Origin of the sequence: Novosphingobium sp., from assembly GCF_020852455.1 — a bacterium.
Lineage (GTDB): Bacteria > Pseudomonadota > Alphaproteobacteria > Sphingomonadales > Sphingomonadaceae > Novosphingobium.
This window is the reverse complement of record NZ_JADZAT010000010.1, coordinates 464,387-481,355: the sequence shown is the minus strand read 5'-3', so window position 1 is coordinate 481,355 and position 16,969 is coordinate 464,387. Positions and strand designations below refer to the sequence as shown.

Below are 16,969 nucleotides of genomic sequence, written 5' to 3'. Positions count from 1 at the left end.
GACCTACTTTGGCAGACAGAAAGCTACCTCGCCTTTCGGGATTCGCACGCGGATTCGACACCGCGTTCGACATGCAGACTGCCGAGCTGGGGCAGGCGCGTGTGCGGGTGTGGTTTGGCCTGATCTGCGCCAGCTACATCGTGGCGCGCTGGGCGGGGCTTGGCCAGGCCCCCCTGCCCGATCAGTCCGCAATCCACTTGCTGGCGTTCACTGCACTCAGCACGGCTTACGCAGCGATCGTCTTCTGGATCGTAAAGCGATTTCCGGTCGATCGGGTCGGCCGAAAGTTCTGCACGCTGCTGATCGACATGTTCGTGCTGACCTATACCATGGCGATCGGCGGCGAGCCGATGATGCTGATCTATGCGCTGCTGGTCGGCGTGATCATCGGCAACGGGATGCGCTATGGTGTGCTCTACATGGCGGCTGCAGCGATCCTTGCGCAGGTGTCGCTGTCAACGCTGGCGCTGCTCAGTCCATTCTGGCGGGCAAATCCCGAACTGGTTTTCACGTTTTCGATCACCGCGATCGTCTTGCCCAGTACTGCCTTGGCGCTCTTGCGGCAGACCGCCAAGGCCCGCGACGCGGCGCTGGAAGCAATGCAGGTCAAAAGCCGGTTTTTGGCCCAGGCCAGCCATGACCTGCGGCAACCGATCCATGCAATAGGCTACTACCTGGGCAATCTGCGGGAATCGACCACCAAGGCGGAGCGCGAGGGGATAATCGACCGGATCGATCGCGCGCTCGATTCGGTGTCCGGCCTGTTCAAGTCGCTGCTTGACGTTGCGCAGCTGGACAGCGGCACGATCGCGGCGCGCCCCGAACCCACCAGACTAGGCCCGCTGCTTGCGGAAATCGTCCAGCAGAACGAGCAGTCAGCGCACTGGCACGATGTCCGCCTGCGACTGGTGCCGACGACCGCCGAAGTGATGGTCGATCCGGTGCTGCTTTCGACGATGATCCAGAACCTGGTATCGAACGCCATCAAACATGCGCGCGGCTCGTCTGTGCTGATCGGCGTCAGGCGAACCGGCCAGACCGTTTCGATCGAGGTCCATGACCAGGGAATCGGGATTGAAGAAGCGCATCTGCCGCACATCTTCACCGAATTCTACCGCGCCCACATGGCCGGTGACCGTGATGTCGGCGGGGTTGGCCTGGGGCTCAATATCGTTGATCGGCTGGCCAGACTGTGCGGCATGCGCCTTGAACTTCAGTCACGGCGCGGCGTTGGCACGGTTGTTCGGATTGCGCTGATACCGCGCACATCTGTTGCGCTGGACACGGCTGCTGCAGCACCGCAGCCAACCGGTACTCCCCTGTCTGGCATGCGGATCATTCTAATCGAAGACGATCAGGATGTGCTGGAAGGGGTCAGCGCGCTGATGGCCCGTTGGGGCTGCCAGATCCAGCCGTTTCTGACGATACCAGCGACGACCGAATTGGCCGACCTGATCATCGCCGACTACGATCTGGGCAATGGCCAACTGGGCATCGCTGCAATCCACCAGATCCGCAGTGCGCACAACCGGCCGATACCGGCTTTCCTGATGACCGGACACAGCAGCAGCGATGTCGAACAGCTGGCGGCCCGCGAAGGCGTCGAACTGCTTACGAAACCGGTGCATCCCGCACAGTTGCGATCGATGCTAGCTACCTTGCGCCTCTCGCAGCGTGACCAGGTTCAGGGACTTGACCCGCTGCAGGATCTGCCCCCGCCGGTTGGTGCCATAACGGCGCATCAGGGTTGAGACATGGTTGCGCACCGTAAACGGCGACAGCCCCAGCTCACGCGCGATGACCTTGTTGCTTTTGCCGCTGACGATCATTTCCAGAATTTCCAGCTGGCGCGGTGACAGGCTGGTCTCCTCGACCACCCCGACCGGACCGCTCATTCCCAGTTTGACCACGAAATCGCCGGCAAAGATCGCTTCGATACCAGCAATGATTTCACCGGCGGGCAGACCTTTGCCAAGATACCCGTCCGCCCCGGCTTCGAGCATCTGCTGCGCGACCTGCGGATCCTCCAGCATCGAAACCAGCACCAGCGATGCCGACGGGAATTCCCGCCTCAACCGGCTGATCGAAGTTGGGCCGTCCATTCCTGGGAAAAGCAGGTCGAGCACGAACAGGACCGGCGGGGTTCCGCGGCGCGCGCAGTCCAACATCGTGTCAAAGCAAGCCACCGCATCGATGGTTGAATCGGCGAAAACGCGGTCGAGCCTTTGCACCAGGGCATCGCGAAACATCGGATGGTCATCGGCAACTATGATGCGGTTGTGCACTTCCATTTCCAAACTACCTGTCGCGCCCTTCGGTTTGGTCAGCATGCATTGCATCAGGCCCCCGTTTGCCCTTCTCCCGGGCCGGAACTGTCGATAGATCATCATTGCTGTACGCTGAACATGCGGGCTCGACGGGCGGCGCATTCTGACCGGCAGGCGTATAATTCAGCGCATCGTCACCATGCGCCGAAAAAGCACATCCCAGGCCTTCAGCGCAGGCTTGCCCTTGAACTGCGGATCGGCCAGCCCGATCGAGCCAAACAGGGGGAGGCTGGGCGGGATCGGCGCCGGGAAAGTATCGAGATCGAGATCGGCGAATTGCAGTTGGAACCAGGCCAGCGCCTGAACGCCGTCGAGCAGATCAGCATGCCGTTCGATGTAGCGTGCCTGATTTTCGGGGGAGCTGACCACTGGTCCAAAGCTTGCGCTGGCCCAGCCGCCTTCGGTGACAATCACCGGCAAATTGCTCTTCCCGCGCAGGCGGCTGTAATAGTCCGCCGGCAAGTCGTCCGGCCGGCCCCATCCCAGATAGGGATAGGATGAAATGCCCAGCGCCTGGGTAAAGGCAAAGTCCGTCAGATCCTGGGCAACCCCCAGATAGCCCTTGTTGCTCATCACGAGCCGGCCCCAGGCAGATTCAGCCTGAATGCTGACAAACCTGCGCGCCCGCGCCCCGCTGCTGGCCAAGGCAGCTTCGATCAATGCCGCCGTAGCCTTGACCGCCTGATAGATCGGGGCCGGCGCAATCTCGCGGATCAGGTTCGTTTCGACAGCCAGACCCAGCCATTCGGGCGCCAGCATCCGTTCGACCGCCAGGGCATAGTCGCGGGCCAGTGCCTGCACCACAGGATCACCCAGGCTGCGGCCCGCCTTGACCAGTGCCGGGGCTTCCTCCTCCCGGGCCAGACCATTGGTCAGATCGAGCATGAAATGCAGGCCCAGCCCCTTGCCGCGCAAAAACTGAACCAGTTGCACCTTGTCGCGATTGAGCACCTCTTCGGCCGACATGCCGCGCAGCAAGTCGGCCCAGGGCAGTTCTTCATGGATGATTACCAGTTCGGCGCGCTGGCTCCAGATGCCGATCCCCTTCAGCACGTCCTCGACAGTGAAGCGCGGTGGATTGGGGGAAAAACCCATCCGCCAGGACCGCTTGCCGGGATTGCTTCTGGGCGGCATGGCTGCCTCACCCGAGCCGCAGCCAATCGTTGCGCAAGTCAGTCCGCCAAGAGCCAGTCGCCCCAGCGCCTTGCGCCGTGGGATAGAACGCCCGCTTGCTCCGTCAGACATCGTGGGGCTCCTTCCTATCCGCCGGCCAGCACTGCTCCCACCTTGTCGCAGATTTGCTGAACGGTGAATGGCTTGGGCAGGAATTCGACATTGTCGAGGTCCAGTTCCTTGCGCAGCTGTTCCTCGGCATAGCCCGACATGAACAGGATCGGCATGGACGGGCGCAGCTTGCGCACTTCGCGGGCCATGCTGGGGCCGTCCATCGCTGGCATTACGACATCGGACACGATCAGATCGAAGGGGGCGCCGCTTTCGATCACTTCCAGCCCTTCGTCGCCATCGCTGGCGGTGGTGACTTCAAAGCCGGCCCGGGTCAGCGCGCGTTCGGCGACCGCGCGGACCATGTCCTCGTCCTCGACCAGCAGGATCTTGCCTCCGCCCGACCATTCGCTTTGCGGCGCGGCTGCGGCGAGTTCGGCCGTGCCGACAGACTTTTCGACTGGGCCATGGTGGACCGGGAAATAGACCGTAAAGGTCGTGCCCTTGCCCATCTCGCTATCGGCAAAAATGAAGCCGCCCGATTGCTTGACGATCCCGTAAACGGTCGAAAGCCCCAGCCCGGTCCCCTTCCCCTGTTCCTTGGTGGTGAAGAAGGGTTCGAAAATCTTGCCCAGATTGTCAGGCGCAATGCCGGTGCCGGTGTCCTGCACCACCAGTGCGGTGTAATCGACTTGCGGCATGATCGCATTGCGCATGCCGCGCACCTGCGCTGCGGTAACCTTCCGGGTCGCGATCGCCAGCTTGCCGCTATCGCCCTTTGACAGCATGGCATCGCGGGCATTCACCGCCAGGTTGACGATCACCTGTTCCAGCTGGGTCGGATCGGCGCGAACCGGGCCCAGATCGCGGTCATGGGTGACGGTCAGCTGGATCTTCTCACCGATCAGGCGCTTTAGCATCTGCGAGATGTCGGAAACCACATCGGGCAGTTGCAGCACTTCGGGGCGCAGCGTCTGCTGACGGCTGAAGGCCAGCAACTGACGCGTCAGGCTGGCCGCGCGGTTCGAATTGGCGCGGATCTGCTGGATATCGTCATAGTCGCTGTCACCGGGGGTATGGCGCAGCAGCATCAGGTCGCAGGTGCCCAGGATCGCGGTCAGCACATTGTTGAAATCGTGCGCCACCCCGCCGGCGAGCTGGCCTACCGCCTGCATCTTGGTGGCCTGGGCCACCTGCCGCTTGAGCCGGGTTTCCTCGGTATTGTCGGTCAGCCCCAGCAGCACTGCCGCCTCGCCCAGCCCGCGCACACCCGCCAGGCTCAGCGTTACCGGATCTTCGGCCTGGCCCTTCAGCCGCACCGCCAGGTCGCCGCTGCTGGCGGGGCCCTGCGCAAAGCGGCGGATCGCGTCGGAGATCGGACCCTTGTCTTCCTGAACCACCAGATCGGTCGGGTAGATCGGCGGCGGATCGCCATCGCGCCCGGCGGCGCGCATGAAAGCATTGTTGGCAAACAGCAGTCGCCCATCGCGATCGGCCATGGCCAGGCCCAGCGGTAATTGTCCCAGCAAGGCTTCAAGGTGCGGAACCGAAGCCGCGCCTTCACTGGCCCCGCCGCCCAGCCCCACGCCGTGATCGGCAATCACGATCAGCGAGGGGGTGGAATCGTAATCGGGTTCGACGGCAGCATCGGGATCGGCAACCGGCATGTAGAACATCGTCAGCGGCGCGCCGCGCTTGCCATCGCGGGCCCAGGTGATCCGGTCCGCCTCGTCCTGACGCAGCAGGCTGGTGAATTCCTTGCCGGTCAGGATCGCGGCGCCATCACCAGTGGCGCGCGCAGCAAAACCGGAACTGGCGGCGCGGATCAGGCCATCGGGATCGACGATCGCCAGGCTGAACCCGGCCTGCGCCAGCGCCCGGCCCAGCTTACCATCAAGATGCGGAACCAGTTCGGCAACCAGATCAGGCGCGGACAGCGGGGTAATCGTCCAGACCAGATAGTCATCGCCGCGCCCGGCGCGCAGCACCTGCGCCTTCCAGCGGCCGGCTTCGCCCTCGATCAGGTCGGCCAGCCCCTTGCCATCACGCCAGGCCGCACGGCCAGCCTTGGCCAGCCGTTCAAGGCTGGCATTGTCGGCCGGCAGGCGCGGCGGTGCGTGGCCGATCCCGAACCAGCTTTCATAGCGCGGGTTGGCGCAGACCAGCCGTCCGGCGCGATCGGTGATCGCCACCGCGCAATCGCTGCGATCAATCGCGGCGACGGTAACCGACCAGTCGGGCAAGGCCAGCTCGGCCTCGGGCGTTTTGGCGGTGCGGCGGGTCAGCACCCAGGCGATCGCTCCCAGTGCCAGGACCCCGGCCAGGAACACCAGCAGTGTCATCCATTCGCCGGTCGCGAACCAGACCAGCGCCGCGCTTGCCAGCAGCGCCGCGCCGATCACCCCCTGCTCGCCGGCGGCCCGGCGCGGCGCGGCGGCGGGCAGGTTCATGGCGTTTTCGGTTCCGATGTAATCCCGCGCTGGAAGCGGGCGCGATGCTTGTGTCCGATCCACCAGTTCCAGCCGAACGAGGCGACCAGATAACCAACCGTCGCGGTAATCGTGGAGATCACGAACAGGCCGAACAGCACGGCGGGTGCGGCGTCAGACAGGAACCAGTTGGTCCAGTCGGCCAAACTCGCGCTGTGCGAATAGAGCATCTGCAGTGTGGACAGATCGGCATGGAAGCCGAACCGGTTGCCGACCCAGGCCGATCCGATCAGGATGAACGGCGTGGTTGCCGGATTGGACAGGAACGTCATCAGGGCTGCCAGCGGAATATTGCCGCGCACCGGCATGCACATCAGCGCCGCCCCCAGGATCTGGATTCCCGGGATCAGCGCAAAGATCCCCACCAGCAGTCCGACGGCCACCCCGCGCGGCACCGAGCGGCGGGTGAAACGCCACAGCTCAGGCCGGCGCGCGAACGGGCCCAGCCAGCGGTTGTGCTCAAGCTCTTCACGCTTGGGCATGTTACGGTGCGCCCAGGCGGCGATGGGTTGCAGCAGACGGATCATTTGTGTTCCCGCATAATCCGCTGCTGGTCTCGCTTCCAGTCGCGATCCTTGATCGTTGCGCGCTTGTCCGCCACATTTTTGCCCTTGGCCAGCGCCAGTTCAACCTTGGCGCGCCCGCGGCTGTTGAAATAGATTGCCAGCGGCACCAGCGTCATCCCCTTGCGCTCAACCGCGCCGGTAAAGCGCGCGATCTCGCGCTCGTGCAGCAACAACTTGCGGGGGCGCTTGGGCTCGTGGTTGAAGCGGTTGCCGTGGCTGAATTCGGGTACGTTCGAATTGATCAGCCAGACTTCGCCGTTCTTCACTTCAGCATAGGATTCGGCGATCGAGCCCTCGCCAAAGCGCAGGCTCTTCACCTCGGTACCGACCAGCGCGATCCCGGCCTCGGTCGTATCCTCGATATGATAATCGTACCGCGCACGGCGGTTTTCGGCGACGATCTTCTTCTTGTCGAACTGGGCGTGGGTCGGACGGGCCATGATTGAGGGGCATGTAGGGACTGTGTGGGCAAAAGGGAACGGGGGATCACACGATTGTCGCACATGACCGCCGATCAGGATGGCTAAGGTCAAAAGCTGTCGGGTTCGGTCATATCACGTGTATTGCCCAGACAATACGCCTCGCCGCAAGAAGCGCGCAGACATCCAACTTGCGAGGCAACCTGATGACAGCCCAATCCGAAGCGGCACCTGCCCCGGTTTTCCCTGAAGTCGCCATGTGGCGGATCAATGTGATGCGCCTGACCTTCCTGCTGATGGCGCTCGTGATGGGCAGCTTTGTCTGGTACAGACTGATCTTCGAATTCGCCGGCTGGCCGGTCGATCGCGGGCTATCCAAATCGATGCTGGGCGCACTGGCGCTGATGGCGCTGCTGGGCGTGCGCTATCCCATGCAGATGCTGCCGCTGATGCTGTACGAGACGCTCTGGAAAACCGTCTGGATCGTGATGATCGCGTTCCGGTCTTGGCTGGCCGGCAAATGGACGGCCGATATCGAGGCGCTGTTCCACGACTGCATCGGGATCATCGTCGCCTACATCGTGATGCCGTGGCGCTATGTCTGGGCCCGCTATGTCGCCCAGCCGATGGAGCCGCTGCGCCGGAAGCGCTGATCAAGACACTAGACCAGCCCAGCCCATTCCAGCGCGGAATCCACCGCCTTGCGGCTTTCCGCGCTGGCCTTGACCAATGGCAGGCGCACGTCTTCGCCAATCCAGCCCAGCACCCGCGACAGGGCATACTTCACCGGTGCCGGGCTGGCATCGGTGAACAGCGCCTGGTGCAGCGGGAACAGCCGCTCGTTGAGTTCGTGGGCCTTGGCCATATCGCCCGAAAGCGTCGCCGCCTGGAAATCCGCACACAGCCGTGGCGCGACATTGGCGGTGACCGAGATGCAACCCACCCCGCCCCCGGCATTGTAGTGCAGCGCCATGTCATCGTTGCCGCACAGCTGGATGAACTGGGTGCCCGCACCGATCCGGTGCGCGGTCAGCCGGGTCATGTCGCCGCTGGCGTCCTTGATCCCCACGATCCGCCCCGGAAAGCGGCGGGCCAGTTCGATCGTGGTCTCCGGCTTGATATCGGTCACCGTCCGGCCTGGCACATTGTAAAGCACCATCGGCAGATCGACCTGTTCGGCCAGATAGCTGAAGTGCGCCAACAGCCCTTCCTGGCTGGGCCGGTTGTAATAGGGCGCGACCATCAGCGCCGCCTGGCAGCCCAGATCCTTGGCAACCTGCATGTGCCACAGCGCGGTCTGGGTGTCGTTCGATCCGCAGCCAGCGATCACCGGAACCTTGCCGCCCGCCGCATCGACGCAGACTTCGAACAGGCGGTGCTGCTCCTCGCTGGTGATGGTCGGCGCCTCACCCGTGGTCCCGCAAGGCACCAAAGCGCTTGATCCTTCAGCCACTTGCCATTCGACCAGCCGCCGGAACGCACCCTCGTCAATCGTTCCGTCGCGAAAAGGAGTCACCAGAGCGGGTATCGATCCCGAAAACATTGCCTTGTTCCCCGTAACTGCCGCATAGGGCCGCCGTTCATCGCGCCATAAGGAGCCTTTGCCGATAATGTCCAGCATGCAACGCGCAACTCTTGCTTCGGCGCTGGCAATGCTGGCTTTCTCACCCACCCTGGCCCGTGCCCAGGACGATCAGCTGATGGGTGAGGACGGACGCCAGTGGGACCACGCCCGCGTCGCGCTGAAGGCGCTGCCGCCGGGCAACATGGTAATGGCGATCGAACGCTGGAAGCTGCTTTCGAAGAGCGAGCAATACCAGTTTTCCGACTATTCCGGCTTCCTGCTGGCCTATCCGGGCCTGCCCGAAGAGAGCAAGCTGCGCGCCGCGGCTGAAAAGGCGCTGGACCGCGAAGCGGTCGATCCGCGCCAGGTGGCCGGTTATTTCGACCGTTTCCCGCCGCTGACCAATCCGGGCCGCGCGCACTATGCGCTGGCGCTCTATGCGCTGGGCCGGCCCGAAGCCGCGCAGATGGCCCGCGAAGCCTGGCGCGGCGGGATGATGAGCGATGCGGCGGAAGCCACGCTGCTGGCCCGGCTTGGCACCAGCCTGACTCCCGACGACCATGACCGGCGGATGGACGCGCTGTTGTGGTCAAACGCGCCCGATCAGGGCGGACGCCAGCTGCCCCGGGTGTCGCCTGCGAAGGCCGCGCTGTTTTCGGCGCGACTGGCGATGGTTCAGGGGCTCGATCCCTATGTCGGCGGGGTGATGCCCCAGGCCGATGCGCTGGCCGATCCGGGCTATGTCTATAACCGCAGCCGCTACCTGCGGAACAAGGGGCTGGCGCAATCAGCGGCAACGCTGCTGACCACGCGCCCCCGTTTTGCCACGCCGCCGCGTGAACCGCGCAAATGGATCGGCGAACTGCTCGCCGTTGCCCGCAAAGCCGATGCCAGCGGTGCTGTCCAGGTCGCGGCTTCGGTGGACGACATGTTCGCCCCCGGCACCGACGTTTCTCTGCAAAGCTATGCGATCCGCGATGATTATACCTCGCTGATGTGGCTGGGCGGCTGGAAAGCACTCTATGCCCTGGGCGATGGCCGCCGCGCCGCGCCGCTGTTCTGGCGTTACGGCGCTGCCGCGCGGACCCCGCAGACCCGGTCCAAGGGCTTCTACTGGGCCGGACGGGCGCTGGCCCAGGCGGGCGATGCGCAAGGCGCCACGCGACATTTCCAGGAAGCTGCGCAGTACCCCGACCAGTACTATGGCCTGCTTGCACTTGAGCGGCTTGGCCTGCCGCTGCCTGCCCTGGCCGGAGCCCCCCGCTCCGTGCCCACTGCCAGCGACCGCGCGGCATTCAACGCCCGCCCGCTGACCCTGGCCGTGCGTGAAGTGGCCCGCGAAAGCGACTGGCCGACCGCTGTCCGATTCTTCAAGGAACTGGCCGATCAGGCCGAGAGCGAGACTGATCACGTGTTGGTGGCCGATCTGGCACGTGAGCTTGGTCGGCGCGATCTGGGCGTGATCCTGGGCCAGGCCGCCCACATCGACGGGCACGGCATCTTCCGCTCGACCAGCTATCCGCTGATCCCGGTTCCGGTCGGATCGAACTGGACCATGGTCCATGCGATCAGCCGCCAGGAAAGCCAGTTTGCGATGAACGCGCTGAGCCATGCCGGGGCGCGCGGCTTGATGCAACTGATGCCCGGCACCGCCAACGAACAGGCCGGCAAGATGGGCCTCGCCTATGACCGGCAGGCGCTGATGAGCGATGCCGGTTACAACCTGACGCTGGGCGACGGCTATTTCCGGCGCATGCTGGAATATTACGGCGGCAGCTATCCGCTGGCCGTCGCGGCCTACAACGCCGGTCCCGGCAACGTGAACAAGTGGCTGCGCGCCAATGGCGATCCGCGCACCGGCGCGATCGACTGGGTCGAATGGGTCGAACGGATCACCCTGCCCGAAACCCGCAACTATGTGCAGCGGGTGCTGGAAAACGCGGTGGTCTATGAAGCGATGTATCCGCAGCGCGCCCGGATGAAGGGTACCAATCCGCTCAGCCAGTTCCTGGGCAAGCGGTATCCGGGATGAAGCCAGAAGGTCCGCCGATCACGCCAGCCGGGATGGCGTCGCTGCGGGCGCGGTACGATCACCTGCTGGGCACCGAACGTCCGGCGATTGTCGAGATCGTCAGCTGGGCTGCGGGCAATGGCGATCGCAGCGAGAACGGCGATTACCTCTATGGCCGCAAGCGCATGCGCGAAATCGATCGTGAGCTGGCGCATCTGGCCCGGCGAATGAAGCATTGCCGGGTGATCGATCCGGTCCGGCAGCAGGACCATGGCCGCGCCTGGTTCGGCGCGACCGTGACCATCGCCGACGAAGATGACCTGCACCGCACGGTGACGCTGGTCGGCGATGACGAGCAGGATGCGTCTGCGGGGCTGATCGGCTGGAGCGCCCCGCTGGCCCGCGCTCTGCGCGGTGCGGCGGTGGGCGATCTGCGCAAGGTTCAGCTACCGGGCGGCGAAAAGGAGTGGGAAGTGATGGCAATCACCTATCCCGCCACTGCTTGAGCATGGCCGAAGTGATCAATCTGCGCCTGGCCCGCAAGGCCAAGGCCCGCGCCGAAAAGGCCGACCAGGCCCAGGCTAACCGAGCCAAATTCGGCCAGACCAAGGCCGATCGCTCTGCCCGTCAGGCCGAAGCCGCGCGGGCCGCGCGCGAGCTGGACGGCAAGAAGCGCGACAACTAGTCCGCCGCGAACGGGTCCGCGAACCCAGTGGCATAGTGCGCCATCGCCATGGTGGTGTACTGCGCGTTGACCCGGATGCAGCTGGGAAAGACGCTGGCATCGGTGACCAGCACATTATCCGCCGCGTGCAGGCGGCATTGCGGATCGACCACGCCTTCACTGGGATCTTCGTGGATCGGATTGCCGCCCTGCGGGTGCGAGCTGGACAGAGTGATGTCGTCAGCTTCCTTCACCGCATCGCGGTAGAACGCGTCAAGATCCACCCCCGGAGTCAAGGTCTGACCCTTGAGCAGCGCGGGATAGACTTCCTGCGCACCGCCCGCGAAATGGACCGCTGCCAGTGTGACCGAAGCGCGGCGGATCAGCTGGATATCGTCCAGCGTCAGTTTCACATCCAGCTTGCCCCCCACCAGATTGCCACGCCGGTCGGCCGGGAACAGGATACCGGCCGAAACGACCCGGTTGTAGGACCGCATCCGCCGGTCCATCTCGCCGAACCAGCCCGGCATCATCGAGGCCATCGACATCGGCGGCTGAAAGTGGCTTTCCAGCAGGAACTGGCCGCAATCGACCACGCTGGTCATCTGGTCCTCGTCCCAAGCGGGGCTACGACCCTCGGGCATCAGCGCGATGATCGGCGAGGCGACGTTGAGCGAGATCTGGTGACCGGTCCCGCCAATTCCGCTGCGTTCGAGCAGCAGCGAACTGGCGATCGTCCCGGCCGCGACCACCACCCCCTTGCGCGCCGGGATCACCCGGACCACGCCTTCAGGATCGATCACCTGCACGCCGGTCGCGCGCTTCTTGCCTCCGCCGCCGCGTGCCCAGAGGATCTTGTCGACTTTGGTATCGGCCAGGATCCGTGCGCCGTGGCGGCTGCAGGCCCAGGGCAGATAGGTCTGCGCCATGCCCAGCTTGCGGCCATAGGGGCAGCCGGTGTTGCAATAGCCGCAATAGGCGCAGGCCGCCGCACTTCCCGGCGGGCCAAAGTTCTTGGTGAACCAGCCGGATTTGGCCTGGCGGAACCAATCGTCCTGCGTGGCCGCTGAAAAATTGGTCCAGCTTTCAAGCAGGTGCGTGCCATTGCTCTTGCCCGATCGAGGCTCAGCCTCACCCAGTTGCAGCTCGGCGTGAACCGCATCATAGGCCTGCATGAACCGCGCCTCGTCGATCGGGGCGCCGATGCTGGCCCATTTGGCGAAAATGTCGGGTGCCATGGGATGGCTCAGCCGGTCGCCTTTCATGCGCAGGCAGATGCCGTTGTTGATCGTGGGCGAGCCGCCGACATTGCGGCCCTGGAAGACGATGAAATCGTTGTCGCGGCTCGATTGCAGGGCGCCGTGCTTGAACAGCGCGGGGACCATCCGGCGTTCCTCGTGGGTGATGCTCTGGCTGGGGTGGAACGGCCCGGCCTCAACAATCAATACCTTGTGCCCGCGCTTTGCGAGGTTGTGCGCCGCCACTGCACCGCCCGATCCGGAGCCGACCACGATCACATCAATGTCACCTGGCAACCCGGCAACAGGCACCACATGCTCACCTGCAATCTCGCGCCCCTCAACCCGTTCAAGCGGCACCTCGCCCGCCCCGCGCTGACGGAATTTGGGCAGGGTGAACCCGATCTGCTGCAGCACCGGATTGTCGCGGTTGGCACTCTGCCCGCCATCAGGGTTGGTATGGCCGATCGGATCGACCCAGTGCCCGTAATAGCCGAAATAGATGATCGCGCGCAGCTTGCCCATGTCCTGAAAGGCATCGAACTGGCTGTTCTGCATCCGGCTGCGGATCCGCTCCTTGCGATCGGCGATCGACAGCCGGTTGAAGAACGGGCCCATCGCCAGTTCCGCGATCCGCAGCGATGCGCTGATTTCCTGCGCCTTGGTCCCGCCGACCAGCGCGAAGAACTGCTGCACATTTTCGACCACCTGATCGACCCCGATCGCCATTTCCTCGAAATCATCGAACAGCGCCTCGGCCATCGCGGTCAGAAAGCGCAACTGGATCTGGTCGAATGGAAGCTTCACGATCGTCCCCCCAAAGGATTGGCAATGCCAGGCAAGTCGCGACCGTTTTCAATGCTCTAGCTGTGACCGATGATCCTGCCAAGTGGTGCGATGAATTCGATTGTTGCGGGCAAGTAGTTGTTTGACGGAAGCGCTACCATGCGGCAGGTTCTGATCATCGACAGAGGACATCAGTCAATGCTCCGCAAATATCTGAGCCTGGCCGCCGCGACAATTTCAATCGTTTCGGCATCTGCCCTTTTCGCCCAGACCGCCCTGCCCCCCGCCGCGCCGACCGCCGCGCCAGCCGCTGCGGTCACCGCGAAGCCGGGCGCGGCCGACTATGGCCGCCTGCCATTCATCGCCAAGCCGCGGATCTCGCCCGATGGCTTGTCGCTGGCCGGGCTGATCAACATCCAGGGCGAACAGGTGATTGCGATGCGCAGCCTGTTCAAATCCGATGAAAAGCCGGTCTATGTCCGCACCCCCGAAGGCACCCAGGTGACCTGGCTGCGCTGGGTTGGCGATAACAACCTGCTGGTCGGACTCTATGCCCTTCGGCCGGTTGAAGGGGAACGCTGGCCGATCCTGCGCATGGTCGGGATCGACCGCACCACCGGCAAGATCACGACCATCATGTGGGATCGCCTGGGCCAGAATGCCGCCGATGTGCTGTGGACCGCCACTGACGGAACCCCCAACATCCTGATGGCGGCGCAGAATTCGGTCTACATTGGGGAGGATTTCTGGCCCGAGGTCTGGCGGGTCAATATTGCCACTGGCAAACGCAGTTCCGTGCTGAAGGGGCGCACCGATGTGATGGACTGGTTTGCTGACAGCGACGGCAATATCCGAACCGGGGTCAGCTATGATGACGACCACCGCAAGTTCAAACTGTTCTATCGCGATCCGGGAGCAGGCTCGTTCAAGGCGGTCGATACCGCCGACGCGCGCCAGCAGGAAGCGCTGACCCAGCCCTTTCTGTTCATCCCCGGCACCACGCACGCCATGACCCTGCAGGACAATGACCAGGGCCTGACCGCAATCTATGAAACGGACCTGCTGACCCAGCAGAATGTGCGCACAGTCTATTCCGCGCCGGCCGGGTCCGAAGTGGACAATGTCTGGATCGCACGCGATGGCAAGACCTTGCTGGGCGCATCCTATTCCGGCGCCACCAGCGGCACCATGTGGCTGGACCCGGCCCTGGCCGAAGTGCAATCGGCAATCGACAAATCGGTGCCCGACAGGCGGGTACGGATCGTATCAATGAGCGATGATCGCACGCGCCTGCTGATCATCATCGACCGGGCCGATACGCCGGGCGCGCTCTATTACTTCGATATCACCAGCGGCAAGATGCAGCGCATCGCGGTGCAGAATGACAAGCTGGGTACCAAGCCGCTCAACCCTGCGAAACTGATCCGCTACAAGGCCCGCGACGGGCTGGAAATCGAAGCCGTGCTGACCCTGCCGCGCGATCGCCCGGCCAAAGCACTGCCGATCGTGATGCTGCCGCACGGCGGCCCCTGGGCGCAGGACACGCTCGACTACGATTACTGGGCGCAGTTCATCGCCAGTCGCGGCTATGCCGTGCTCCAGCCCAATTTCCGCGGCTCAACCGGTTATGGCACGCCGTTCATGCGCAAGGGCGAAGGCCAGCTGGGTCTGGCGATGCAGGATGATATCAGCGACGGGCTGGCCTGGGCAGCCAAGGAAGGGATCGCCGATCCCAAGCGCGCCTGCATCGTTGGTGCATCCTATGGCGGCTATGCCGCGATGTGGGGCATCGCCAAGGATCCCGACCTCTATCGCTGCGCGGTCTCGATCGCGGGGGTCGCCAACCTGCGCCGCGAAGTCAACGATTTCGGCAGCGCGATCATGGGAGGCAAATACCGGGATGACTGGAAACGGATGACTCCCGATTTCGCCACAGTCTCACCAATCAATGCGATCTCCCGGATCAAGGCCCCGCTGCTGCTGATCCACGGCAAGAAGGACATCACGGTCGATTACGTCCAGTCCGAAAGCATGTTCAACAAGATGCGCGGCGCCGGCAAGACGGTGGAGCTGGTGCCGATGCCACTGGCCGATCACCACTTTACCCGCGAGGCGGATCGTATCCTGCTGCTCAGCTCGATCGAGACATTCCTCGCCAGGCACAACCCGGCCGATCCGCCGCCTGCGAAATAGCTGTCAGCTCTCCCACTCGTGCACCGGCGCGCCGCTGCGCTGGTGTTCGAGGTAGTCCGCTGTCAGCCGGAACGGATCGCGGCAGCGTGCAAAATGCGCCAGTTGCCAGCTGGCCCCGTTGCGTCCCGTGGCAATGCGCTGTTCGATCACGCCCAGATAGCGATCGATCGCGCCGCTCGCCGTGCCCAATTGCTCCAGCCCCTGGCTCGCCAGCGGCAACAGGGCGGCCAGCACCTGCCGCGCCGGGCGCCGATCGCCACCGGGCCAGTCCAGTTCGGCCCCGATCCCGTGCCGCGCCGCGCGATAGAAATTGCCGCGTGCGGCAGCGAAATCCAAAGCCTGCGGGCGCGCCGCCAGCATGTAGACCAAGCCATAGAAGAAGGCGGCATTGGCCAGCATGTCGATCACGCTGGGCCCGGCCGGCATGATCCGCTGCTCGATCCTGAGGTGCGGCGTGCCATCGGCTTCAAAGCCCACCAGCGGCCGCACCCAGCGCCAGATCGTGCCGTTGTGGAGCCGCAGATGGGCAAAACGCTGGTCCGGATCCTCGCTGACGATCGGCAGCAGCACGGGATAGTCCGCCAGATTCTCGGCAAACAGCCCCGTCAGATCGGCTCCCGCGTAACCTGATCCGAACCCGACCCGGCCCAGCCCCAGCGCCTGTTCGAACACCGCGATCCGCGTTTCGTGCCACAGCGGCTGGCCGAACAGGAACGGCGAATTGGCCGACAGCGCCAGCAAGGGCCCCGAAAGCTCCAGCGCAGCGTCATAGGCCGCACCCACTTCAGCCAATGGCACCTGCCAGTGCAGCTGGAACGATGTGGTCGCGGCTTCAAGCATCACATCGACATGGCGCGAACGGAACCCCGGCCCGCCGCCAACCGCGCAATCGATCTCCAGCTCCACCGCCGCCCCGCCGCGCAGCCGCATGACTTCGCGGTTGAGCGCGGCATAGCGGTTGGACGGGGTCATCGCTGCCAGCGTCAGGTCAGCATCGCGCAGGCTGGGCAAGGTGCCGATCGCCACGGCGGTGTCGACATCGGCATGCGCGTTGGCCAGGCACCGGCCCCAGGTGGCGGCCAGTTCGGCCTCCATTTCGGGCAGTCCCTGCCCCGCCGGCGAGCGCGGCGTGCCGTTGATCTCGATATTGAACTGCGAAAGTTCGGCCACCACCAGCGGATCGCGCAGCCGGTCCAGGAACGACTGGTTGTGCGGCGCGGGAAAGAAGTTCCGGTCGATCAGCCAGGCTTCCAGTTCGAACCCGGCCAGCGGCCCGGCCGATGCCAGCTGGCCGGCGCGATGCAGATCGCCAAGCAGCCCGGTTTCGTGCGCCAGCCGTTCAGCAAAGCGCGCGCGATCGGCTGCGGAAAAGGTCGCTGCGGCGATCTCCTGTCCCATCGGCACTCCCCCTCCTGGCCGCGAAACCTAGGCATGCCGGTGCGATCCCGCCTTGCGCTGGGTCAATCCCAACTGCCTGCTTGCAACATG

The 16,969-nt window shown here is 64.3% G+C and carries 14 protein-coding genes; 6 read left to right on the top strand and 8 right to left on the bottom strand.

Features of this window, described 5'->3' with window-relative positions; genetic code table 11:
• Nucleotides 1-71: 71 nt before the first annotated feature.
• Nucleotides 72-1,751, top strand: coding sequence for a hybrid sensor histidine kinase/response regulator (locus tag IT549_RS06360; RefSeq protein WP_292970985.1), 1,680 nt, complete (start codon nucleotides 72-74; stop codon nucleotides 1,749-1,751).
• Here the strand turns inward: IT549_RS06360 and IT549_RS06355 are convergent.
• From IT549_RS06355 to smpB, 5 genes are all read right to left on the bottom strand, one after another.
• Nucleotides 1,650-2,330 carry a response regulator transcription factor gene (locus IT549_RS06355; RefSeq protein WP_292970982.1) on the bottom strand — a complete coding sequence of 227 codons (681 nt, stop codon included), beginning with the start codon at nucleotides 2,328-2,330 and terminating at the stop codon, nucleotides 1,650-1,652. The two genes, IT549_RS06360 and IT549_RS06355, sit on opposite strands and share 102 nt — an antisense overlap.
• Before the next feature lie 120 nt (nucleotides 2,331-2,450).
• Nucleotides 2,451-3,572, bottom strand: coding sequence for a hypothetical protein (locus IT549_RS06350; RefSeq protein WP_292970980.1), 1,122 nt, complete (start codon nucleotides 3,570-3,572; stop codon nucleotides 2,451-2,453).
• Between the two features lie 14 nt (nucleotides 3,573-3,586).
• On the bottom strand, nucleotides 3,587-6,001 hold the full coding sequence (locus IT549_RS06345) for a response regulator (RefSeq protein WP_292970977.1): 2,415 nt from the start codon (nucleotides 5,999-6,001) through the stop codon (nucleotides 3,587-3,589).
• Entirely contained in the window at nucleotides 5,998-6,567 is a 570-nt protein-coding gene (locus tag IT549_RS06340; protein ID WP_292970975.1) for a DUF2062 domain-containing protein, read from the bottom strand. The genes IT549_RS06345 and IT549_RS06340 overlap by 4 nt, the downstream gene beginning before the upstream one ends.
• Complete coding sequence (smpB, locus tag IT549_RS06335; RefSeq protein WP_292970973.1) at nucleotides 6,564-7,046, bottom strand: SsrA-binding protein SmpB; 483 nt, start codon at nucleotides 7,044-7,046, stop codon at nucleotides 6,564-6,566. Before smpB ends, IT549_RS06340 begins: the two co-directional genes overlap by 4 nt.
• Nucleotides 7,047-7,231: 185 nt before the next feature.
• Between smpB and IT549_RS06330 the strand changes: the two genes are divergently transcribed.
• Nucleotides 7,232-7,678 carry a hypothetical protein gene (locus IT549_RS06330; protein ID WP_292970971.1) on the top strand — a complete coding sequence of 149 codons (447 nt, stop codon included), beginning with the start codon at nucleotides 7,232-7,234 and terminating at the stop codon, nucleotides 7,676-7,678.
• A gap of 8 nt (nucleotides 7,679-7,686) precedes the next feature.
• On the opposite strand, the gene dapA is transcribed toward IT549_RS06330, so the two are convergent.
• Entirely contained in the window at nucleotides 7,687-8,568 is an 882-nt protein-coding gene (dapA, locus tag IT549_RS06325; protein ID WP_292970969.1) for a 4-hydroxy-tetrahydrodipicolinate synthase, read from the bottom strand.
• A 76-nt stretch (nucleotides 8,569-8,644) separates the two neighbouring features.
• Between dapA and IT549_RS06320 the strand changes: the two genes are divergently transcribed.
• The 3 genes from IT549_RS06320 to IT549_RS06310 are packed head-to-tail and all read left to right on the top strand — an operon-like array spanning nucleotide 8,645 to nucleotide 11,285.
• A complete protein-coding gene (locus IT549_RS06320) occupies nucleotides 8,645-10,621 on the top strand; it encodes a lytic transglycosylase domain-containing protein (RefSeq protein WP_365776296.1) in 1,977 nt (658 codons plus the stop codon).
• Nucleotides 10,618-11,106, top strand: a complete 489-nt coding sequence (locus IT549_RS06315) for a GreA/GreB family elongation factor (RefSeq protein ID WP_292970964.1) — start codon at nucleotides 10,618-10,620, stop codon at nucleotides 11,104-11,106. The genes IT549_RS06320 and IT549_RS06315 overlap by 4 nt, the downstream gene beginning before the upstream one ends.
• Nucleotides 11,107-11,108: 2 nt before the next feature.
• Entirely contained in the window at nucleotides 11,109-11,285 is a 177-nt protein-coding gene (locus tag IT549_RS06310; RefSeq protein WP_292970962.1) for a DUF4169 family protein, read from the top strand.
• Here the strand turns inward: IT549_RS06310 and IT549_RS06305 are convergent.
• Entirely contained in the window at nucleotides 11,282-13,309 is a 2,028-nt protein-coding gene (locus IT549_RS06305; protein ID WP_292970960.1) for a GMC family oxidoreductase, read from the bottom strand. The genes IT549_RS06310 and IT549_RS06305 overlap by 4 nt on opposite strands.
• 177 nt (nucleotides 13,310-13,486) lie before the next feature.
• On the opposite strand from IT549_RS06305, the gene IT549_RS06300 reads away from it, so the two are divergent.
• Nucleotides 13,487-15,481: a S9 family peptidase gene (locus IT549_RS06300; RefSeq protein WP_292970958.1), complete on the top strand. Its 1,995-nt coding sequence runs from the start codon at nucleotides 13,487-13,489 to the stop codon at nucleotides 15,479-15,481.
• A 3-nt stretch (nucleotides 15,482-15,484) separates the two neighbouring features.
• On the opposite strand, the gene IT549_RS06295 is transcribed toward IT549_RS06300, so the two are convergent.
• Nucleotides 15,485-16,879, bottom strand: coding sequence for a glutamate-cysteine ligase family protein (locus IT549_RS06295; RefSeq protein ID WP_292970956.1), 1,395 nt, complete (start codon nucleotides 16,877-16,879; stop codon nucleotides 15,485-15,487).
• Nucleotides 16,880-16,969 lie beyond the last annotated feature (90 nt).